The sequence below is a fragment of the Streptomyces sp. R302 genome (genome assembly GCF_012927245.1).
Taxonomy (GTDB): Bacteria; Actinomycetota; Actinomycetes; order Streptomycetales; family Streptomycetaceae; genus Streptomyces.
This window is the reverse complement of the sequence record NZ_JABBGE010000014.1, coordinates 48,857-69,837: the sequence shown is the minus strand read 5'-3', so window position 1 is coordinate 69,837 and position 20,981 is coordinate 48,857. Positions and strand designations below refer to the sequence as shown.

Here is a 20,981-nt window from a genome sequence, read left to right as displayed (position 1 = left end):
CGTGTAATTGACAGCTAAAGCCTAAGTGTTCGAAGCCGTCGGGTCATCCCCGTGTTTCCGGACGGGCCGCCACCCGGCCCGCCGGTTCCGGGTGGCAGGATCGGTGCCATGTCCGATCAGCACGATCCCGCCCCGTACGACGCCCTGCTGCTGCTCTCCTTCGGCGGCCCCGAGGGCCCGGACGACGTCGTCCCGTTCCTGGAGAACGTGACGCGCGGCCGCGGCATCCCCAAGGAGCGCCTCAAGGAGGTGGGGCAGCACTACTTCCTCTTCGGCGGCGTCAGCCCGATCAACGGCCAGAACCGCGCCCTGCTCGACGCGCTGCGGACCGACTTCGACGGGGCCGGCCTGCGGCTGCCGGTCTACTGGGGCAACCGCAACTGGGCCCCGTACCTCACCGACACCCTCCGCGAGATGGTCCACGACGGCCGCCGCCACATTGCCGTCCTCACCACCAGCGCGTACGCCTCCTACTCCGGCTGCCGCCAGTACCGCGAGAACCTCGCCGACGCGCTCGCCACCCTGGAGGCCGAGGGCCTGCCGCTGCCCCGGGTCGACAAGCTCCGCCACTACTTCAACCACCCCGGCTTCGTGGAGCCCATGGTGGAGGGCGTCCTCGCCTCCCTCGGCGAGCTCGACGAGGCGGTCAGGGCGGGCGCCCACCTCGCCTTCACCACCCACTCCATCCCGGACTCCGCCGCCGACACCTCCGGCCCCCTCCCCGACCACGGCCCCGGCGGCGCCTACGTGAAGCAGCACCTCGACGTGGCCCGGGTCGTCGTCGACGCGGTGCGCGAGCGGACCGGCGTCGACCACCCCTGGCAGCTCGTCTACCAGTCCCGCAGCGGCGCCCCGCACATCCCGTGGCTGGAGCCGGACATCTGCGACCACCTGGAGGAGCTGCACGCCGGCGGCGCCCCGGCCGTCGTCATGGTGCCGATCGGCTTCGTCTCCGACCACATGGAGGTCCTGTACGACCTCGACACCGAGGCCACGGCCAAGGCCGCCGAGCTGGGGCTCCCGGTCCGCCGCTCGGCCACCGTCGGAGCCGACCCCCGCTTCGCCGCCGCCGTCCGCGAGCTGGTCCTGGAGCGGGCCGCCGCCGAGCGCGGCACGCGCGCGGAGCGGTGCGCCCTCGGCGCCCTCGGCGCCTCCCACGACCTCTGCCCGATCGGCTGCTGCCCGGCCCGCGCCGAGCGCGCCGCGGCCGCCGGAGCCGACAGCCCCTACGCCTGAGGAGCCACGCCGTGACCCCCGCATCCGCACCCACGCCCCCGCCGCTCGACGAACTGCTCGCCCTGGCCCTGGAGGCCGCCCGGCGGGCCGGCGCCCTGCTGCGCGACGGCCGGCCCGACGACCTGGCCGTCGCCGCCACCAAGACCAGCGCCATCGACGTCGTCACCGAGATGGACATCGCCGCCGAGAAGCTGATCACCGGCTTCCTCACCGAGCACCGCCCCCAGGACGGCCTCCTCGGCGAGGAGGGCTCCGCCACCCCCGGCACCAGCGGCGTCCGCTGGGTCATCGACCCCCTCGACGGCACCGTGAACTACCTCTACGGCCTGCCGTCCTGGGCCGTCTCCATCGCCGCCGAGTACCAGGGCGAGACCGTCGTCGGCGTCGTCGAGGCCCCGCTGCGCGGCGAGACCTACCGGGCCGTCCGGGGCGGCGGCGCGTACCTGGGCGAGCGCCGGCTCGCGGTCCGTACCGCACCCCCCTTCGACCAGGCCCTGCTGGGCACCGGCTTCGGCTACGTCCAGTCGCGCCGCGCCCGCCAGGCCGAGGTCGTCCGGGAGGTCCTGCCCCTGGTCCGGGACATCCGGCGCGGCGGCTCCGCCGCCATCGACCTCTGCGACGTGGCGGCCGGCCGGCTCGACGCGTACTACGAGCGCGGGCTCAACCCCTGGGACCACGCGGCGGGGGCCCTGATCGCCCGCGAGGCGGGCGCGCGCACCGGCGGGCGTCCGGGAGAGCCAGAGTCCGGCGAACTGGCCGTGGCGGCCCCCGAGGGGCTCTTCGGGCCCCTCCAGGAGCTGCTCGACCGGCTCGGCGCCTGGCACGACTGACACCGGCCGCCGAGGCCCACGCACGGCGATGCCCCGGAGCCGGGAAGGCTCCGGGGCATCGCCGTCGGCGCTCCCGGGGGAGCGCCTGCGCTCAGGCGCTCTGTGCGTAGGCCGCCGCGACCTCCACGCCGTGCTCCGCGGCCAGTCGGTGCAGGTCGTCCAGCTCGGCCTGCTCGACCTCCGCGAGGTACTCGTCGCCGGTCTCGCGGGCCCGCGTGAGGTCCGACTGCGTGGTCCTGATGCGGTGCAGCAGTCCTGCGGTGAACGCGTCCATGCGCCCCTCCTCGTGGGTCCGGCGGCACGGGGTGTGCCGAGGATGGATGGATCACGCTCTGCGACGCTCCCCGGGGGACGAGAAGAGCCGTGGGCGTGCCACAGACAGGGCGTGATCGCGGGGTGTGCAGTGCTCCTCCCCAGCGCCGTCCGGCGGGAAACCTCAACTTGCCCGTGATCCATGGTGAATTCTCCGTGCTCCGTGGCGAGTCCCCGCCACGCAACCGTCCCGCCCGCGCCGCGTCCCCGTCGCGTTCCCCGCCGTTCGCCGTCCCGTCATCCGCACCCCTCCGTGCCCCCGCACCCCCGCCTTACAGCCGGTTTACGCGCGTCCGGGGCAGGATGGACACGCACAGTCAGTGTTCGAGAATCGCCTCCGGTCCGCCCGGACCGGGGGCGCGCGAGGGAAGGAAGAACGACGTGCGCGTACTCGTCGTCGAGGACGAGCAGCTGCTCGCCGATGCGGTGGCCACCGGACTGCGCCGGGAGGCCATGGCCGTCGACGTCGTGTACGACGGCGCCGCCGCCCTGGAGCGCGTCGGGGTCAACGACTACGACGTCGTCGTCCTCGACCGCGACCTGCCCCTGGTCCACGGCGACGACGTCTGCCGCAAGATCGTCGAGCTGGGGATGCCCACCCGCATCCTGATGCTCACCGCCGCCGGCGACGTCAGCGACCGGGTCGAGGGCCTGGAGCTGGGCGCCGACGACTACCTCCCCAAGCCCTTCGCCTTCACCGAGCTCACCGCGCGCGTGCGGGCCCTCGGGCGCCGCACCTCCGTGCCGCTGCCGCCCGTCCTGGAGCGCGCCGGCATCAAGCTCGACCCCAACCGCCGCGAGGTCTTCCGGGACGGCCGGGAGATCCAGCTGGCCCCCAAGGAGTTCGCCGTCCTGGAGGTGCTGATGCGCTCCGAGGGCGCCGTCGTCTCCGCGGAGCAGCTCCTGGAGAAGGCCTGGGACGAGAACACCGACCCGTTCACCAACGTCGTCCGCGTCACCGTCATGACCCTGCGCCGCAAGCTGGGCGAGCCGCCCGTCATCGTCACGGTCCCCGGCTCCGGCTACCGGATCTGACCCGATGGCCGCGACCCCGGCGCCGCACCCGCAGGCGCCACCGAAGCCCACCTGGGACCCCAGGGACCCGGTGAGACCGCTGCTCCGGCCGACCATCCGGATACGGCTCACGCTGCTGTACGGCGGCATGTTCCTGATCGCCGGCATCCTGCTGCTGTCGATCATCTACGTCTTCACGGCGCAGGCCGTCACCCACAACCTCACCGAGCTGCCCTTCAAGGTCGTCACCGGCAAGGTGCAGCCCACCACCTCCTGGTGCGAGCTGCCCGTCCAGGGCACCGGCGAGCAGCTGAACGCGGCGGTCTCCGCCTGCCTCAAGTACCAGCAGGACAAGGCCCTGGACGACCTGCTGCGCCGGTCGCTCTTCGCCCTCCTCGGGCTCAGCGTGATCGCCTTCGCCTTCGGCTACGCCATGGCCGGACGGGTGCTCTCGCCGCTCGGCAGGATCACCCGCACCGCCCGCCAGGTGGCCGGTTCCGACCTGGCGCGGCGGATCGAGCTGGACGGGCCGGACGACGAGCTGAAGGAGCTCGCGGACACCTTCGACGAGATGCTGGACCGCCTGGAGCGGGCCTTCACCGCCCAGCGGCGCTTCGTCGCCAACGCCTCGCACGAGCTGAGGACCCCGCTGGCGATCAACCGCACGCTCCTGGAGGTCCACCTCTCCGACCCCGGGGCGCCGGTCGAGCTCCAGCAGCTCGGCAAGACCCTGCTGGCCACCAACGAGCGCAGCGAGCAGCTGGTCGAGGGCCTGCTGCTGCTGGCCCGGAGCGACAACCAGATCGTGGAGCGCAAGCCCGTCGACCTCGCCGAGGTCGCCGAGCGGGCCGTCGACCAGGTGTACGCGGAGGCCGAGGCGAAGGGCGTGGAGATCCGCGGCGAGCGGGCCCCCGTGGTCGTCCAGGGCAACGGCGTCCTGCTCGAACGGATCGCCCTGAACCTGCTCCAGAACGCCGTGCGGTACAACGTTCCCCAGGACGGCTGGGTCGAGGTCACCACCGAGGCCGAGCACGGCCAGGCGGTGCTCGTGGTGTCCAACACGGGGCCGGTGGTCCCCGCGTACGAGATCGACAACCTCTTCGAGCCGTTCCGCAGGCTCCGCCAGGAGCGGACCGGCAGCGACAAGGGCGTCGGGCTCGGACTGTCGATCGCGCGCTCGGTGGCCCGGGCGCACGGCGGGCGCATCAGCGCGGAGCCCCGGGAGGGCGGCGGGCTGGTGATGCGTGTCACTCTGCCGATCTGACACACTGCAGGGACGAAGCCCGATCTGTTCGCTTTGAGCGGAATTCGGTGAGCCCCGTTCTGAGACGGTCATGTGTGATCGATCACAAGCGCGAGTGCCCGATCGACCGCGCTCCGTGACCGTGAATTCCGGGGGAAAACCCGGAAAAGTCCGGGTTTCCCGGGCGTCGGGCGGCGGAAAGTACACGGGGTGGCGGTCCACGCGGACGCGCCGAGGACCGTGTACGGTCCGCTTCGCCACTCGTACCGATCACTCGTGAAGTGCCCGGGACGGGTGTCGATTGAGTAACAGACCTTGATGTGAGGCAAAATCTGCGCCTCAGGTCGGGCACAAGTCCGACCTCTCACGCGTTACGTGCGCTGAGACACCCGCAACCACCCAGAGGGGGAGAGCGACATGGCAACGGATTACGACACCCCACGCAAGACCGACGACGACGTCGACTCGGACAGCCTTGAAGAGCTCAAGGCCCGTCGGAACGACAAGTCGACCTCGACCGTCGACGTCGACGAGTTCGAGGCCGCAGAGGGCCTGGAGCTCCCGGGAGCCGATCTCTCGAACGAGGAACTGGCCGTCCGTGTCCTGCCCAAGCAGGCCGACGAGTTCACCTGCATGAGCTGCTTCCTGGTGCACCACCGCAGCCAGCTCGCGCGCGAGAAGAACGGTCAGCCGATCTGCCGCGACTGCGACTGAGCAGGGCGCGGCCGTGGCAGGCGACACACCGTCCCGGAAGCGGCGTCTGAGGCTTCCCCTGAAGCCCCGGACGTACAAGGGCGGCACAGGCCCGACGGAGGGCGCCCAGGAGGCTCCCGACGGCGAGCGGGCCGCCCCTCTGCCCTCCCTCGGCGTGGCGGACGACGAGCGAGGCCCCACGGCCTCGCTCGAAGCTGCGGCTGCCCCCGGACAGGACCAGGCACCGCTCCCCGCGGAGCGGGACCCCGAAGGGTCCGCGGACCCCGAGGTGACGGACGACCGTGACGACCGCCGGCGCGGAACGCGCGGCGCCGTCAGGCGGCTGGCCGACCCGGCGCGCACCCAGCTCGACCGCATCAGGATCGACGCCTCGCGCATCGACGCCGTCCGCCGGAGCGTGGAGGGCGTCCGACAGGGAGTGAAGCGGAGCGGCGACGGAGCCAAGGCGGGCATCGGCTATCTCGCCGACCGGCTGATCAACCTGGCCCCGCGCGTCCCCGTCCGCGACCTCGCGACCCTGCGCAAGCAGTTCCCCGGACTCGGCCCCGAGGAACTGGCCGACAAGCTCGTCTTCGGCGCGGCCAACGCGAGCTCGACCGTCGGTGCCGGCATCGGCGCCGCCGCCATGCTCCCCGTACCGCCGGCCATGCCGGCCGAGCTGGCCGCGGAGATCACCGGCGTCGCCGCCATCGAGCTCAAGCTCATCGCCGAGCTCCACGAGGTCTACGGCCTGAGGCCGCCCGGCACCCTGCCCCAGCGCTCGGCCGCCTATCTGACCTCCTGGGCGGAGGAGCGGGGCATCGACCCCACCAAGCCCACGACGATCAACGCGGCCCTCGGCGGGCAGCTCAAGCGCGAACTGCGCCAGCAGATCATGAAGCGCATGGTCCGCAACCTGCCGAACCTCACCCCGTTCATGGTGGGCGCCGCCGTCGGCGCGGTCATGAACCGGCGCGACACCAGGAAGCTCGCCGGGCACATCCGCAAGGACCTCAGAGCCCGCCAGGTGCCCTGGGACAAGCTGGTGGAGCTGCCCCCGCTGGAGCAGCCCGACAACCCCAAGGAACTGGGCTTCTAGACCCCTCAGGGCCCCTCGGGGCCGCCACGAGCGGCCCGCGCACCCCGTTCCCCGCTCGCCCCCGTCCCCGCTCGGCCCCGTCCCGGGCTCAGGCCTCGCCGCGTACCGCGTCCACGGCGGCCGCCAGGCCCTCCGGATCGCGGCTCGACAGGTACAGGTACGGCGTCGGGTCCGCCGGGTCCGTGATCTCGATCCGCACCGCCCGCGGCACATAGCTCCGCATCAGCATGAAGGCGCGCGGATCGGCCTTGTGCGAGCGCCAGGCGCGCGCCTCCTCCTCGTCGAGCACCTCGACCGCCCCGAGGGCCGACACCGGCACCCGGGCCTCGCCCGCCACCAGCGAACCGGCCACCACCCGGATCCGGGCCGAGCCGTACGAGGACACCGCCACACCGGCCGCCACGCCCGCCACGATCAGCCCGCCCAGCGTCGGCACCGTCCCCAGCGGGAAGGCGACGAGACCGCCGGAGAGCGCGAGCAGTGCGACGATCACCCACCACGAGCCGGGCACGGTCAGCCGCTCGTCGAAGCGCGGCGCCGCCGGGGACGCGGAGGACTCGGGGGAGGGGGCGGGAGACGGCACGGAAGGCTGCATGCGTCCAAGCTTGGCACGGCGCGACCCGCCTCCGGCCTCGCGGGTCTCGCGGGTAAGGTCTGGGCCTGTGACTGCAACATCTGCCGCCCTCACCCCGCCGGCCGACGCCGTGGCGCCGACCCGCCACCCGGACGCGCCCGCCCCCGGCGAGCCGCTCGGCTCGCACTACGGCCACTGCTTCGGGTGCGGCGACGGACAGCCCCACGGCCTCCACCTGGACGCGCGCGCGGGAGAGGGCGTGACCGTCACCGCCGAGTTCACCGTGACCGCCGACCATCAGGGCGCCCCCGGCCTCGCCCACGGCGGCGTGCTCGCCACCGCGCTCGACGAGACCCTCGGCTCCCTGAACTGGCTGCTCCGCGTCATCGCCGTGACCGGTCGCCTGGAGACCGACTTCCGCCGGCCCGTGCCGGTCGGCACCGTCCTCCACCTCCAGGCCGAGGTCACCGCCGTCCACGGCCGCAAGATCTACTCGACCGCCACCGGCCGGATCGGCGGCCCCGACGGGCCCGTCGCCGTCCGCGCCGACGCCATGTTCGTCGAGGTCAAGGTCGACCACTTCATCGACAACGGCCGGCCGGAGGAGATCCGGGCCGCCATGGCCGATCCCGACCAGCTCCGGCGCGCCCGCGCCTTCGAGGTGAACCCCTGATGCGCCCTCCCGTCGACGTGCTGATCCGCCGGGTGGACCCGGACGTGCCGATCCCGGCCTACGGCCACCCCGGCGACGCAGGCGCCGACCTCGTCACCACCGAGGCCGCCGTCCTCGCCCCCGGGGAGCGCGCCGTGCTGCCCACCGGGGTCTCCCTCGCCCTCCCGGACGGCTACGCCGCCTTCGTCCACCCGCGGTCCGGACTGGCCGCGCGCTGCGGAGTCGCGCTCGTGAATGCCCCAGGGACGGTCGATGCCGGGTACCGTGGAGAGATCAAGGTGATCGTGGTCAATCTCGACCCGCGCGAGAGTGTGCGGTTCGAGCGCTTCGACCGGATTGCCCAACTGGTCGTCCAGCAGGTCGAGAAGGTGCGCTTCCACGAGGTGGCGGAGCTTCCCGGCTCGGCGCGGGCCGAGGGGGGCTTCGGGTCCACCGGCGGTCATGCCGCCGTGGACGGCACAACGGGTGGGAATCGATACGCTTCGGTCGTATCCGACCGGGAAGGACAGTGACGTGTTCGGACGTCGCAAGAAGAGCGGTGCCGCCGACACGGCGGGCGAGGCCGAGCAGGTCGTCGACGCCGTGGCCGGCGAGGACGCCGCGGAGGCGGCCGACCAGCCGCGCAAGGTGAACCTTCCGCCGGCTCCCCGGCCCGACGGCCCCTGGGACATCTCCGAGGTCGCCAAGCCCGAGGAGGGGCGCGTCGACCTCGGCGGGCTCTACGTCCCCGGTGTCGAGGGCATGGAACTCCGCGTGGAGGTGGCGGGCGACGCGATCGTCGCCGCGACGGTCGTGCTGCGCGACAGCGCCGTACAGCTCCAGGCGTTCGCCGCGCCCAAGAAGGAAGGCATCTGGGGCGAGGTCCGCGAGGAGATCGCCACCGGCATCGTCCAGCAGGGCGGTGCGATCGACGAGGTCGAGGGCCCGCTCGGCTGGGAGCTGCGCGCGCAGGTCCCCGTCCAGCTGCCCGACGGCAACCGCGGTGTGCAGATCGTGCGCTTCGTCGGCGTCGACGGCCCGCGCTGGTTCCTGCGCGGCGTCATCTCCGGCCAGGGCGCGGTGCAGCCCGAGGCGGCCGGCCTCCTGGAGCAGATCGTCCGGGACACCGTCGTCGCCCGCGGTGACGGCCCGATGGCCCCGCGCGACCCGATCGTCCTCAAGCTGCCGAACGACGCGCAGATGGTGCCGGACGGCGTCCAGCAGGAGGAGCAGGCCGGGTCCCGCTTCTCCGGCGGCATGGGCCAGCTGCAGCGCGGCCCGGAGATCTCCGAGATCCGCTGACGCGTCCCGGGGACCGCGGGACTCCCAGGAGCCCGGGAATCCCAGGACTCCTGGCAGAACATGAGGTCCGGTGGGCCGTCACCCGTACGCACGACGTACGGGTGACGGCCCACCGGCCGTTTCCGCGGGGGTCCCCGCGTTCCCCCCCCGGGCCCCCCGGGTCCTTCCGGCGTCCGGAGTGCGGGGTGCGGCGTCCGGGCATCGGGGTCGGGTCGGGGTTCCCGGCTCTGGCCGCGGTGCGGGCGGCCGACCATACTGGTGCGCAGGTGTTCGAGGAGGGGGACGCAGTTGAGCGAGAACAGCACGCGGTCCGCGACGGCCGTCGTCGAGGACCCGGCCGGGGGGCCGATGATCCGGGTCGAGGGACTGCGCCGCACGTTCGGCGAGGGGGAGGCCGCCGTCCACGCCCTCAAGGGCGTCTCCTTCGAGATCCCGCGCGGTGAGCTGGTCGCCCTCAAGGGCCGCTCCGGCTCCGGCAAGACCACCCTGCTCAACCTCGTCGGCGGGCTCGACAGCGCCGACGGCGGCCGGATCGTCATCGACGGCACCGACCTCTCCACCCTCGGCGAGGAGGGCCTCCTGGAGCTGCGCCGGGACCGGATCGGCTTCATCTTCCAGTCCTTCGGCCTGCTGCCGATCCTCTCGGCCGCCGAGAATGTCGGCGTCCCGCTGCGGCTGCGGAAGGCGGACCCCGCCGAGCGGGAGGAGCGGGTCGCCCTGCTGCTCGCCCTCGTGGGCCTCGCCGACCACGCCGACCAGCGCCCCGGAGAGCTCTCCGGCGGCCAGCAGCAGCGGGTCGCCATCGCCCGCGCCCTTGCCAACAGGCCGGCCCTGCTCATCGCCGACGAGCCGACCGGCCAGCTCGACGCCGAGACGGGCCTCGCCGTGATGCAGCTGCTGCGGGCCGTGGTCCGCAGCGAGGGCTGCACCGCCCTCGTCGCCACCCACGACCACCAGCTCCTCGGCCTCGCCGACCGGGTGCTCGAACTCCGCGACGGGGAGATGGCCGAGGCCTGAGCCCGCCGGCGGCGCGCCGCCGGCGCGGCGGGCCGGGCCGGGTGCCGCGTCCGAGCCGAGGGGCATCAGAATCACGTCAATACCGCATCGGGGTGTTCCTCCGGGTGCGGAATGTCCGATCAGCCGGACGTATGGTCGGTCCATGGGACGTGGCAAGCTTCGGATCTACCTCGGTGCGGCGCCCGGCGTCGGCAAGACCTACGCGATGCTCGCCGAGGCCCACCGCAGGGTGGAGCGCGGCACCGACTGCGTCGTCGGCTTCGTCGAGCACCACGGCCGGCCGCGCACCGAGGTGCTGCTGCACGGCCTGGAGCAGCTGCCCCGCCGTGAGCTCGAACACCGCGGCGCCGTCTTCACCGAGATGGACGTCGACGCCGTCCTCGCCCGCCGTCCCGCCGTCGCCCTCGTCGACGAGCTCGCCCACACCAACGTCCCCGGCTCGCGGAACTCCAAGCGCTGGCAGGACGTCGCCGAACTGCTCGCCGCCGGCATCGACGTCGTCTCGACCGTGAACATCCAGCACCTGGAGTCGCTCGGCGACGTCGTCGAGGCGATCACCGGGGTCCGGCAGCAGGAGACGGTCCCGGACGAGGTGGTCCGCAGGGCCGACCAGATCGAGCTGGTCGACATGTCGCCGCAGGCGCTGCGCCGCCGCATGGCGCACGGCAACGTGTACACCCCCGACAAGGTCGACGCCGCCCTCTCCAACTACTTCCGCCCCGGCAACCTCACCGCCCTGCGCGAGCTCGCCCTCCTCTGGACCGCCGACCGGGTCGACGAGTACCTCCGGCAGTACCGGGGCGAGCACAACATCCGCTCCACCTGGCAGGCCCGCGAGCGGATCGTCGTCGGCCTCACCGGCGGCCCCGAGGGCCGCACCCTGATACGGCGCGCCACCCGGCTCGCCGAGAAGGGCGCGGGCGGCGAGGTCCTCGCCGTCTACATAGCGCGCAGCGACGGCCTCACCGCCGCCTCGCCGAAGGAGCTGGCCGTCCAGCGCACCCTCGTCGAGGACCTCGGCGGCACCTTCCACCACGTCATCGGCGACGACATACCGACCGCCCTCCTGGAGTTCGCCCGCGGAGTCAACGCCACCCAGATCGTCCTCGGCTCCAGCCGTCGCCGCACCTGGCAGTACGTCCTCGGGCCCGGCGTCGGCCAGACCGTCGCCCGCGAGTCGGGGCCCGACCTGGACGTCCACATCGTCACCCACGGCGAGGTCGCCAAGGGCCGCGGCCTCCCGGTCGCCCGCGGCGCCCGCCTCGGCCGCTCCCGGATCCTCGGCGGCTGGGTCGTCGGCGTCGTGGGGCCGGTGGCGCTCGCCCTGCTCCTCACCCACATCGACGCGGACCTCGGCCTCGCCAACGACATGCTGCTCTTCCTGGCGCTGACCGTCGGCTCCGCCCTGCTCGGCGGCTTCCTGCCGGCGCTCGCCTCGGCGGCCGTCGGCTCCCTCCTCCTGAACTGGTTCTTCACCCCGCCGATCCACCGGATCACCATCGCCGACCCGCTGAACATCGTCGCCATCGCCGTCTTCTTCGGCGTCGCGATGGCCGTCGCCTCCGTCGTGGACCTCGCGGCCCGGCGCACCCACCAGGCCGCCCGGCTGCGGGCCGAGTCCGAGGTGCTCTCCTATCTGGCGGGCAGCGTGCTGCGCGGCGAGACCAGCCTCGACGCCCTCCTGGAACGGGTCCGCGAGACCTTCTCCATGGAGTCCGTCGCCCTGCTCGAACGGGCCGACGGCGCCGAGCCCTGGACCCAGGCCGCCGCCGTCGGTCCCCACCCCGCCCTCCGGCCCGAGGACGCCGACGTGGACATGCCGGTCGGCGACCACCTCGCCCTCGCCCTCGACGGCCGGGTGCTGCCCGCCGAGGACCGCCGGGTGCTCGGCGCCTTCGCCGCCCAGGCCGCCGTCGTCCTCGACCGGCAGCGGCTCGTCGGCGAGGCCGAGGAGGCCCGCAAGCTCGCCGAGGGCAACAAGATCCGCACCTCCCTGCTCGCCGCCGTCAGCCACGACCTGCGCACCCCGCTCGCCGGCATCAAGGCCTCCGTCACCTCGCTGCGCTCCGACGACATCGAGTGGTCCGAGGAGGACCGGGCCGAGCTCCTGGAGGGCATCGAGGCCGGCGCCGACCGCCTCGACCACCTCGTCGGCAACCTCCTCGACATGTCCCGCCTCCAGACCGGCACGGTCACCCCGCTGATCCGCGCCGTCGACCTCGACGAGGTCGTCCCCATGGCCCTGGGCGGCGTCCCGGACGGCAGTGCCGAGGCCGACGTCCCCGAGACCCTGCCGATGGTCGAGGTCGACAAGGGTCTGCTGGAACGGGCCGTCGCCAACATCGTCGAGAACGCCGTCAAGTACAGCCCCGAGGGCGTCCCCGTCGCCGTCACCGCCAGCACCCTCGGCGACCGGGTCGAACTCCGGGTCGTCGACCGCGGCCCCGGCGTCCCCGACGAGTCCAAGGACGGCATCTTCGAGCCCTTCCAGCGCTTCGGCGACGCCCCGCGCGGCTCCGGCGTCGGCCTCGGGCTCGCCGTCGCCCGCGGCTTCGTGGAGGCCATGGGCGGCACCCTCGGCGCCGAGGACACCCCGGGCGGCGGCCTCACCATGGTGCTCACCCTGCGGGCCGCCGGGGGCGGGCCCCCGGCGCCCCCGGCCGACCTGCCGGCCCACGCGGTGACCTGACCCCGCGCCCCCGTTCCCGTACCAGCGGTCCCAGCGGCCCGCACCCGCCCTCGTACAGCACAGAGAGAAGGAAGGCCCCCGACATGACCCGGGTCCTCGTGGTCGACGACGAGCCACAGATCGTCCGCGCCCTGGTGATCAACCTCAAGGCGCGGAAGTACGAGGTCGACTCCGCCCCCGACGGCGCCACCGCCCTCAAGCTCGCCGCCGAGCGCCACCCCGACGTCGTCGTCCTCGACCTCGGCCTGCCCGACCTCGACGGCGTCGAGGTCATCAAGGGCCTGCGCGGCTGGACCCGGGTCCCGATCATCGTGCTCTCCGCCCGGCACACCTCCGACGAGAAGGTCGAGGCCCTCGACGCCGGCGCCGACGACTACGTCACCAAGCCCTTCGGCATGGACGAGCTCCTCGCCCGGCTGCGCGCCGCCGTCCGCCGCGCCGAGCCCGTCGGCGGCGCCGAGGACGGGGTCGTCGTGGTCGAGACCGCGGACTTCACCGTCGACCTCGCCGCCAAGAAGGTCCACCGCGACGGGCGGGACGTCCGGCTCACCCCCACCGAGTGGCACCTCCTGGAGGTCCTGGTCCGCAACGGCGGCCGCCTCGTCAGCCAGAAGCAGCTCCTCCAGGAGGTCTGGGGCCCCTCCTACGGCACCGAGACCAACTACCTGCGGGTCTACATGGCCCAGCTGCGCCGCAAGCTGGAGACCGACCCCTCGCACCCGCGCCACTTCGTCACCGAGCCGGGGATGGGGTACCGCTTCGAACGTTGAGACGGGCCGGCTCCCGTGTCGGCCGCGGCCGGTACGCTTTTGGGTATGAGTGCCGCACCCCGTACCGACAAGCCGGCAGGCCGGTTCCGCCGGATGCTCGACCGGCTCTCCTCCTCGACGGAGGACCTGGAGTCGGAGGAGCTCCAGGAGGACACGGCCGCCTCGGGCTGCACGCGGATCTCCGACTGCGACGACCGCGAGATAGTCAAGGTCACTGGTACCTTGCGCACGGTCACGCTGCGCCCCAGGGCCGGTGTCCCGGCCCTGGAGGCCGAGCTGTTCGACGGCACCGCGCCGCTGGACGTCGTCTGGCTGGGCCGGCGCTCCATCGTGGGCATCGAGCCGGGCCGCAAGCTGATCGCCTCCGGCCGGATCTCCATGAGCCACGGCCGGCGGGTCCTCTTCAACCCCAAATACGAGCTCCGACCGCTCGGACAGGAGTAGCCGGTGACGTCCGTCGACAAGCCGACCACCGCAGCGCCGCCCCCGGACCAGGACGCCCGGACCGACAGGGCGGTGACCGAGGCCGCGCTCTTCGAGGCGTTCGGCGGCGTCCGCGGCATGGTCGAGACGGTCCTGCCCGGACTGCTCTTCGTCACGGTCTACACGATCAACAAGGACCTGAAGAGCTCGGCCGTCGCCGCGCTCGCCGTCTCCCTGCTGCTCGTCGTCGTCCGGCTCGTCCGCCGCGACACCGTCAAGCACGCCTTCAGCGGGGTCTTCGGCGTCGGCTTCGGCGTCGTCTTCGCGATGATGACCGGGAACGCCAAGGCCTTCTACCTCCCCGGCATGGTGTACACGCTGGGCCTCGGCCTCGCGTACATCGTCACCACGCTCGCCGGCGTCCCGCTCATCGGCCTCATCCTCGGCCCGGTCTTCAAGGAGAACCTCTCCTGGCGGACCCGGAACCCCGGACGGAAGAAGGCCTACGCGAAGGCCAGCTGGGCCTGGGGCCTGATCCTGCTCGCCAAGTGCGCGATCCTCTTCCCGCTCTACTGGTGGGCCGACACCACCCAGCTCGGCTGGGTCCTCGTCGCCCTGAAGATCCCGCCCTTCCTGCTCGCGGTCTACCTCACCTGGGTCTTCCTGGCCAAGGCGCCGCCGCCGATCGACGTCTTCGCCGAGATGGAGGCGGAGGAGAAGGCCGAGAAGGAGCGCCGCGCCGCGGCCGCCCGCACCCCCGAGGCGTAGCCGCATCCGGTACGCGGAAGGGCCCGGGACCTGTGAGGGTCCCGGGCCCTTCCGCGTACCGTACGGCGCTACTCCGCCGGCTCCCGGCGGACCTGGAGGAGCTCCTCCAGCTGCTCCTCGCGGGCCTGCGCCGCCACGAACAGCAGCTCGTCGCCGGCCTCCAGGGTCTCCTCGGGGCTCGGCGTCAGCACCCGCGAACCGCGGATGATCGTCACCAGCGAGGTGTCCTGCGGCCAGGCGACCTCGCCCACCTGCGTACCGGCCACCGCCGACTCCGGCGGCAGCGTCAGCTCCACCAGGTTGGCGTCGCCGTGGCTGAAGCGGAGCAGCCGGACCAGGTCGCCGACGCTCACCGCCTCCTCCACCAGGGCCGACATCAGACGCGGGGTGGAGACGGCGACGTCCACGCCCCAGGCCTCGTTGAACAGCCACTCGTTCTTCGGGTTGTTCACCCGGGCGACGACCCGGGGCACCCCGTACTCGGTCTTCGCGAGCAGCGAGACGACCAGGTTCACCTTGTCGTCGCCGGTGGCCGCGATGACCACGTTGCAGCGCTGCAGCGCCGCCTCGTCCAGCGAGGTGATCTCACAGGCGTCGGCGAGCAGCCACTCCGCCTGCGGCACCCGCTCCACCGAGATGGCGGTCGGCGCCTTGTCGATGAGCAGGACCTCGTGGCCGTTCTCCAGGAGTTCGCCGGCGATGGAACGGCCCACCGCGCCCGCGCCCGCAATCGCGACCCGCATCAGTGACCGCCCTCCTCGGGGCCCTCCGCGAAGGCCGCCTCGACCTTCGCGATCTCGTCCACCCGCATCATCACGTGCACCAGGTCCCCCTCCTGGAGGACCGTCTGCGAGGTCGGGATGACCGCCTCGCCGAGCCGGGTGAGGAAGGCGACCCGCACCCCGGTCTCGTCCTGCAGCCGGCTGATCTTGTGGCCGATCCACGCCGGGGAGGTGTGCACCTCGGCGAGCTGGACGCGGCCGCTCGGGTCGCTCCACAGCGGCTCCGCGCCCGAGGGCAGCAGCCGCCGCAGCATCTGGTCGGCGGTCCAGCGGACGGTCGCCACCGTCGGGATGCCGAGCCGCTGGTAGACCTCGGCGCGCCGGGGGTCGTAGATCCGCGCGGCGACGTTCTCGATGCCGAACATCTCGCGCGCCACCCGGGCCGCGATGATGTTGGAGTTGTCACCGCTGCTCACCGCGGCGAAGGCACCGGCCTCCTCGATCCCCGCCTCGCGCAGGGTGTCCTGGTCGAAGCCCACGCCGGTCACGCGGCGGCCTCCGAAGCCGGAGCCCAGACGGCGGAATGCCGTCGGGTCCTGGTCCACGACGGCGACCGTGTGCCCCTGCTGCTCCAGGGTCTGCGCGAGAGCGGCTCCCACTCGCCCGCAGCCCATGATGACGATGTGCACGTCCCCGTTACCCCGCACTCCTGATCGCCTTGCTGACCTGCGAAAACACCCTGCTCACAACTTTCCTCGCCCGATCGGCCCGGGCCGTGGCGGACAACGCCCTGCCGGGTTGCCCGGTCCGAGCTTAAGCGGCAACCCTGGCCCGGACCTCATCCGAGGTGATACTCAGGGAGATTCGGTGCCGATCGGGGGTGCCGGTGCGCTTGGCTCTTTTCGAACGCTTACGATCCTCTGCGTGTCCAAACTGACCGACGTGCCCAAACGGATCCTGATCGGGCGGGCCCTGCGCAGCGACAAGCTCGGCGAGACCCTCCTCCCCAAGCGGATCGCCCTCCCCGTCTTCGCCTCCGACCCGCTGTCCTCGGTGGCGTACGCACCGGGCGAGGTCCTCCTCGTCCTCTCCGTCGCCGGTCTGTCGGCCTACCACTTCAGCCCGTGGATCGCGCTGGCCGTCGTCGTCCTGATGTTCACGGTCGTCGCCTCGTACCGGCAGAACGTGCACGCGTACCCGAGCGGCGGCGGCGACTACGAGGTCGCGACCACCAACCTCGGGCCGAAGGCCGGACTCACCGTCGCGAGCGCCCTGCTCGTCGACTACGTCCTCACCGTCGCCGTGTCGATCTCCTCCGGCATCGAGAACCTCGGTTCCGCGATCCCCTTCGTCGTCGAGCACAAGGTCGCCTCGGCGATCGCCGTGATCGTCATCCTCACCCTGATGAACCTCCGGGGCGTGAAGGAGTCCGGCAGCCTCTTCGCCATCCCGACGTACGTCTTCGTCTTCGGCGTCTTCTGCCTGATCGCCTGGGGCGCCTGGCGGGGACTCGTCCTCGGCGACACCATGAAGGCCCCGACGGCCGACTTCGAGATCAAGCCCGAGCACCAGGGCCTCGCCGGCTTCGCGCTGGTCTTCCTGCTGCTGCGCGCCTTCTCCTCCGGCTGCGCCGCCCTCACCGGCGTCGAGGCGATCTCCAACGGCGTGCCCGCCTTCCGCAAGCCGAAGTCGAAGAACGCCGCCGCCACCCTCGCGCTCATGGGCGGCCTCGCCGTCACCATGTTCTGCGGCATCATCTTCCTGGCCCTGGCCACCGACGTGCGGATGGCCGAGGAGCCCGCCGAGGACCTGCTCGTCAACGGCGTCGCCGTCGGCCCGGGCTACGTCCAGGACCCGGTCATCTCCCAGGTCGCGGCCGCCGTCTTCGGCGACGGAACGTTCTTCTTCGTCCTGCTCGCCGCCGCCACCGCGCTCGTCCTCTTCCTGGCCGCCAACACCGCGTACAACGGCTTCCCGCTCCTCGGCTCGATCCTCGCCCAGGACCGCTACCTGCCGCGCCAGCTGCACACCCGCGGCGACCGGCTCGCCTTCTCCAACGGCATCGTGCTGCTCGCGGGCGCCGCCGCCCTCCTCGTCTGGGTCTACGGCGCGGACTCCACCCGCCTCATCCAGCTGTACATCGTCGGCGTCTTCGTCTCCTTCACGCTCAGCCAGATCGGCATGGTCCGGCACTGGAACCGGCACCTGACGACCGAGCGCGAGCCGGCCAAGCGCCGCCACATGATCCGCTCCCGCGCGATCAACACCTTCGGCGCCTTCTTCACCGGCCTCGTCCTCGTCGTCGTCCTCGCCACCAAGTTCACCCACGGCGCCTGGGTCGCCCTGCTCGGCATGGTGATCTTCTACGTGACGATGACCGCGATCCGCCGCCACTACGACTCCGTCGCCGAGGAGATCGCCGCCGCCGAGCAGCGCCCCGACGAGTACGTACGCCCCTCCCGGGTCCGCTCCATCGTCCTCGTCTCCAAGCTCCACAAGCCCACCCTCCGGGCCCTCGCCTACGCGAAGCTGCTGCACGCCAGCGAGCTGGAGGCGCTGACCGTCAACGTCGACCCGGCGGAGACCAAGGCGCTCAAGGAGGAGTGGGAGCGGCGCGGCATCAACGTGCCGCTGAAGATCCTCGACTCGCCGTACCGCGAGATCACCCGGCCGGTCATCGACTACGTGAAGAGCCTCCGCAAGGAGAGCCCGCGCGACGCCGTCTCGGTCTACATCCCCGAGTACGTCGTCGGCCACTGGTACGAGCACCTGCTCCACAACCAGTCCGCGCTCCGCCTCAAGGGCCGGCTGCTCTTCACCCCCGGCGTCATGGTCACCTCCGTCCCGTACCAGCTCCAGTCCTCCGAGGCCGCCAAGCGCCGGGCCCGGAAGCGGCAGGACTGGAACGCGCCGGGCTCGGTCCGCCGCGGCCCGGTCGAGAAGGCCAAGAAGGAACCGGCCGTGAAGAGCAACTAGACTGGTGGGCTGCTGTCCGAACAGCAGCCCACTTCTCTTCCTCTCGCCCCTCTCTGTCTCTGGAGCCCCCGATCATGCAGAACACCCCTGTGAAGTCCCTGATCGGGGAGGAGTACGAGGTCGAGGTCGGCCCGGTGGCCCACGGCGGCCACTGCATCGCGCGTACGGAGGAGGGCCGCGTCCTCTTCGTGCGCCACGCGCTGCCGGGCGAGCGCGTCCGGGCCCGCGTCACCGAGGGCGACGAGAGCAGCCGCTTCCTGCGCGCCGACGCCGTCGACGTCCTCGACGCCTCCAAGGACCGCATCGAGGCCCCGTGCCCCTTCGCGGGGCCCGGCAAGTGCGGCGGCTGCGACTGGCAGCACGCCAAGCCGGGCGCCCAGCGCCGCCTCAAGGGCGAGGTCATCGCCGAGCAGCTGCAGCGGCTCGCCGGCCTCACCCCGGAGGAGGCCGGCTGGGACGGCACGGTCGTCCCCGCGGAGGGCGACAAGCTCCCGGCGGGCGAGGTCCCGCAGTGGCGCACCCGCGTCCAGTACGCCATCGACGCCGACGGCCGCGCGGGCCTGCGCAAGCACCGCTCGCACGAGGTCGAGGTCATCGACCACTGCATGATCGCCGCCCCGGGCGTCTCGGAGCTCGGCATCGAATCCCGTACGTGGGAGGGCATGGCCACCGTCGAGGCGATCGCCGCCTCCGGCTCCAGCGACCGCCAGGTCATCCTCACCCCCCGCCCCGGCGCCCGCCTCCCGCTCGTCGAACTCGACAAGCCGGTCTCGGTGATGCGCGTCGACGAGAAGGACGGCGGCGTCCACCGCGTCCACGGCCGCGCCTTCGTCCGCGAGCGCGCCGACGAGCGCACCCACCGCGTCGGCAGCGGCGGCTTCTGGCAGGTCCACCCGAAGGCCGCCGACACCCTCATGAAGGCCGTCATGCAGGGCCTCCTCCCGCGCAAGGGCGACACCGCCCTCGACCTCTACTGCGGCGTCGGCCTCTTCGCCGGCGCCCTCGCCGACCGCGTCGGCGAGCAGGGCGCGGTCCTCGGCATCGAGTCCGGCAAGCGCGCCGTCGAGGACGCCCGCCACAACCTGGCCGCCTTCCCGCGCGTCCGCGTCGAACACGGCAAGGTCGAGTCGGTCCTCCCGCGCACCGGCATCACCGAGGTCGACCTCATCGTCCTCGACCCCCCGCGCGCCGGCGCCGGCAAGCAGACCGTCCACCACCTCGCCGCCCTCGGCGCCCGCCGCATCGCCTACGTGGCCTGCGACCCGGCCGCCCTGGCCCGCGACATCTCGTACTTCGCGGAACGGGGGTACCGGGTCCGGACGCTGCGGGCTTTCGACCTGTTCCCGATGACGCATCATGTGGAGTGCGTGGCGATCCTGGAGCCTGCTGAAAAGCGCCGCTGACCTGCGACTTTGTCGGGTGTGCGTTTGGTGCGTCATATGCGTCACGGGCGATATCGTGACGCATATCTGACGCACGTGACGCACGTCTGACGCACGGACGGCACGGTTTCTGATGGATCCGCGAACCGCAACGCCCCAAGGCCGGGGCCGGGTGCGGCAGACGTCGTCCGGCTCTGTCGTGCCGACTCCGACCGACGCTCAGAGATGCGGCACCACCGCGACGGGCGCGGCAGCATGGTGCAGCACCGCATGCGTGACCGGGCCGAGGTGCGTGCCGATCGCCGCACGGCGCACACGCCGTCCCACGACCAGCAACGAGGCGTCCTTCGAGGCGTCCACGAGGTGGTCGGCGGCCCGGCCCACCACGCACTGCTCCTTGACGTCGACCTGAGGGAACTTGCCCCGCCACGGCCGCAGCGCGTCGGTGAGCGCGCTCGCTTCCCGCAGTCCCCTCGCGACGACGTGTCCGGGATCGACGGCTGCGGGGTCGTATCCGTACACGAGGGGTGCGTCCCGCCCGTGGACCACCCTCAGGGCGGCCCCGCGTGCGGCGGCGGTGGCGAAGGCGTACTCGATCACCTCGTCGCACGGCCGGGTGAGGTCGAGACCGAGCACCACATCGCGGTACTGCGCCGGGCGGGCCGCGCCATCCCCGGTCCGCATCTCGTCCTCGGCTCGCTCGCCGGCCCGTACGAGGACGACCGGGCGTTCGGCGTGCGCGATGACGGGCATCGACACCGATCCGGTCAGGAAGCCGCCCAAGGCACCCAGCCCTCGTGAACCGAGCACCAGCATCTCGGCCTTGCCGGCCGCGGAGAGCAGCACGTCGACGGGACGGCCGAAGACCTGCTCGACGCTGAGCTGCAGACCGGGGTGGTCCTCACGCAGCCGGTCGGCGACGTCACGCGGGACACGCTCGGCCCAGTGCCGGGTGACGGCCGTGTCGCCGGGCGCGGTGTCCGTGCCCGTGAACGGGGCGTGTGCGAAGCCCCGTGACCAGTCCTGCCAGGCATGGACGAGGTGCAGGGGCAGACCGCGCAGCAACGCCTCTCGCGCAGCCCACTGCGCGGCGGCCCGTGATTCGGCCGAGCCGTCCACAGCGGCGATGACAGTACGTCGTGACATGGAATCCTCCGGGTGAGGGGACGTTCTCGTCGGGGAAGTGGCCGCGGACCGGGGCGAAGGCCGGACCCCTCTGCCGGGCCGCGGCACTCGTCGGCAGTCGGCATCCTGCGGCGGCCGACAGCGGGAAGCCGAG

The 20,981-nt window shown here is 72.6% G+C and carries 21 protein-coding genes; 16 read left to right on the top strand and 5 right to left on the bottom strand.

The window, feature by feature from the left end; genetic code table 11:
* Positions 1-108 precede the first annotated feature (108 nt).
* Positions 109-1,236 carry a ferrochelatase gene (locus tag HHL19_RS33355; RefSeq protein ID WP_169094130.1) on the top strand — a complete coding sequence of 376 codons (1,128 nt, stop codon included), beginning with the start codon at positions 109-111 and terminating at the stop codon, positions 1,234-1,236.
* Between the two features lie 11 nt (positions 1,237-1,247).
* Entirely contained in the window at positions 1,248-2,066 is an 819-nt protein-coding gene (locus HHL19_RS33350; RefSeq protein ID WP_169094129.1) for an inositol monophosphatase family protein, read from the top strand.
* A gap of 91 nt (positions 2,067-2,157) precedes the next feature.
* Here HHL19_RS33350 and HHL19_RS33345 read toward each other — a convergent pair whose 3' ends face one another.
* Positions 2,158-2,340, bottom strand: coding sequence for a hypothetical protein (locus HHL19_RS33345; RefSeq protein WP_169094128.1), 183 nt, complete (start codon positions 2,338-2,340; stop codon positions 2,158-2,160).
* A gap of 419 nt (positions 2,341-2,759) precedes the next feature.
* Between HHL19_RS33345 and HHL19_RS33340 the strand changes: the two genes are divergently transcribed.
* The 4 genes from HHL19_RS33340 (at position 2,760) to HHL19_RS33325 (ending at position 6,427) form a co-directional block, all read left to right on the top strand.
* Positions 2,760-3,413, top strand: coding sequence for a response regulator transcription factor (locus HHL19_RS33340; protein ID WP_169094127.1), 654 nt, complete (start codon positions 2,760-2,762; stop codon positions 3,411-3,413).
* A gap of 4 nt (positions 3,414-3,417) precedes the next feature.
* Positions 3,418-4,656, top strand: a complete 1,239-nt coding sequence (locus HHL19_RS33335; protein WP_169094126.1) for a HAMP domain-containing sensor histidine kinase — start codon at positions 3,418-3,420, stop codon at positions 4,654-4,656.
* Between the two features lie 396 nt (positions 4,657-5,052).
* A complete protein-coding gene (locus HHL19_RS33330) occupies positions 5,053-5,349 on the top strand; it encodes a DUF4193 domain-containing protein (protein WP_003955561.1) in 297 nt (98 codons plus the stop codon).
* Between the two features lie 13 nt (positions 5,350-5,362).
* Positions 5,363-6,427 carry a hypothetical protein gene (locus HHL19_RS33325; RefSeq protein WP_169094125.1) on the top strand — a complete coding sequence of 355 codons (1,065 nt, stop codon included), beginning with the start codon at positions 5,363-5,365 and terminating at the stop codon, positions 6,425-6,427.
* Between the two features lie 88 nt (positions 6,428-6,515).
* On the opposite strand, the gene HHL19_RS33320 is transcribed toward HHL19_RS33325, so the two are convergent.
* Positions 6,516-7,022, bottom strand: coding sequence for a DUF3093 domain-containing protein (locus tag HHL19_RS33320; protein ID WP_169094124.1), 507 nt, complete (start codon positions 7,020-7,022; stop codon positions 6,516-6,518).
* Between the two features lie 67 nt (positions 7,023-7,089).
* Between HHL19_RS33320 and HHL19_RS33315 the strand changes: the two genes are divergently transcribed.
* From HHL19_RS33315 to HHL19_RS33280, 8 genes are all read left to right on the top strand, one after another.
* Entirely contained in the window at positions 7,090-7,674 is a 585-nt protein-coding gene (locus HHL19_RS33315) for a PaaI family thioesterase (RefSeq protein WP_169094123.1), read from the top strand.
* A complete protein-coding gene (dut, locus tag HHL19_RS33310; protein ID WP_169094122.1) occupies positions 7,674-8,186 on the top strand; it encodes a dUTP diphosphatase in 513 nt (170 codons plus the stop codon). Before HHL19_RS33315 ends, dut begins: the two co-directional genes overlap by 1 nt.
* Position 8,187: 1 nt before the next feature.
* Positions 8,188-8,955: a DUF3710 domain-containing protein gene (locus tag HHL19_RS33305; RefSeq protein WP_169094121.1), complete on the top strand. Its 768-nt coding sequence runs from the start codon at positions 8,188-8,190 to the stop codon at positions 8,953-8,955.
* A gap of 348 nt (positions 8,956-9,303) precedes the next feature.
* Positions 9,304-9,972 carry an ABC transporter ATP-binding protein gene (locus tag HHL19_RS33300; protein WP_240982038.1) on the top strand — a complete coding sequence of 223 codons (669 nt, stop codon included), beginning with the start codon at positions 9,304-9,306 and terminating at the stop codon, positions 9,970-9,972.
* Positions 9,973-10,114: 142 nt separating this feature from the next.
* A complete protein-coding gene (locus tag HHL19_RS33295; RefSeq protein WP_169094119.1) occupies positions 10,115-12,661 on the top strand; it encodes a sensor histidine kinase KdpD in 2,547 nt (848 codons plus the stop codon).
* Positions 12,662-12,744: 83 nt separating this feature from the next.
* On the top strand, positions 12,745-13,431 hold the full coding sequence (locus HHL19_RS33290; RefSeq protein WP_169094118.1) for a response regulator: 687 nt from the start codon (positions 12,745-12,747) through the stop codon (positions 13,429-13,431).
* A gap of 45 nt (positions 13,432-13,476) precedes the next feature.
* Positions 13,477-13,875 carry an OB-fold nucleic acid binding domain-containing protein gene (locus HHL19_RS33285; RefSeq protein ID WP_169094117.1) on the top strand — a complete coding sequence of 133 codons (399 nt, stop codon included), beginning with the start codon at positions 13,477-13,479 and terminating at the stop codon, positions 13,873-13,875.
* Positions 13,876-13,878: 3 nt separating this feature from the next.
* Entirely contained in the window at positions 13,879-14,622 is a 744-nt protein-coding gene (locus HHL19_RS33280; RefSeq protein WP_169094116.1) for a DUF3159 domain-containing protein, read from the top strand.
* A gap of 68 nt (positions 14,623-14,690) precedes the next feature.
* On the opposite strand, the gene HHL19_RS33275 is transcribed toward HHL19_RS33280, so the two are convergent.
* The gene (locus tag HHL19_RS33275; RefSeq protein ID WP_169094115.1) at positions 14,691-15,365 is read right to left on the bottom strand and encodes a TrkA family potassium uptake protein; all 675 of its coding nucleotides are present in this window, start codon (positions 15,363-15,365) and stop codon (positions 14,691-14,693) included.
* Positions 15,365-16,033 carry a TrkA family potassium uptake protein gene (locus HHL19_RS33270; protein WP_169094114.1) on the bottom strand — a complete coding sequence of 223 codons (669 nt, stop codon included), beginning with the start codon at positions 16,031-16,033 and terminating at the stop codon, positions 15,365-15,367. The genes HHL19_RS33275 and HHL19_RS33270 overlap by 1 nt, the downstream gene beginning before the upstream one ends.
* Before the next feature lie 235 nt (positions 16,034-16,268).
* Here HHL19_RS33270 and HHL19_RS33265 point away from each other — a divergent pair, with 235 nt between their 5' ends.
* Positions 16,269-18,320 carry an APC family permease gene (locus tag HHL19_RS33265; RefSeq protein WP_169094113.1) on the top strand — a complete coding sequence of 684 codons (2,052 nt, stop codon included), beginning with the start codon at positions 16,269-16,271 and terminating at the stop codon, positions 18,318-18,320.
* A gap of 74 nt (positions 18,321-18,394) precedes the next feature.
* Positions 18,395-19,723, top strand: coding sequence for a TRAM domain-containing protein (locus HHL19_RS33260; RefSeq protein WP_169094112.1), 1,329 nt, complete (start codon positions 18,395-18,397; stop codon positions 19,721-19,723).
* Between the two features lie 198 nt (positions 19,724-19,921).
* Here HHL19_RS33260 and HHL19_RS33255 read toward each other — a convergent pair whose 3' ends face one another.
* Positions 19,922-20,848, bottom strand: coding sequence for a universal stress protein (locus HHL19_RS33255; protein WP_169094111.1), 927 nt, complete (start codon positions 20,846-20,848; stop codon positions 19,922-19,924).
* Positions 20,849-20,981: the final 133 nt, after the last annotated feature.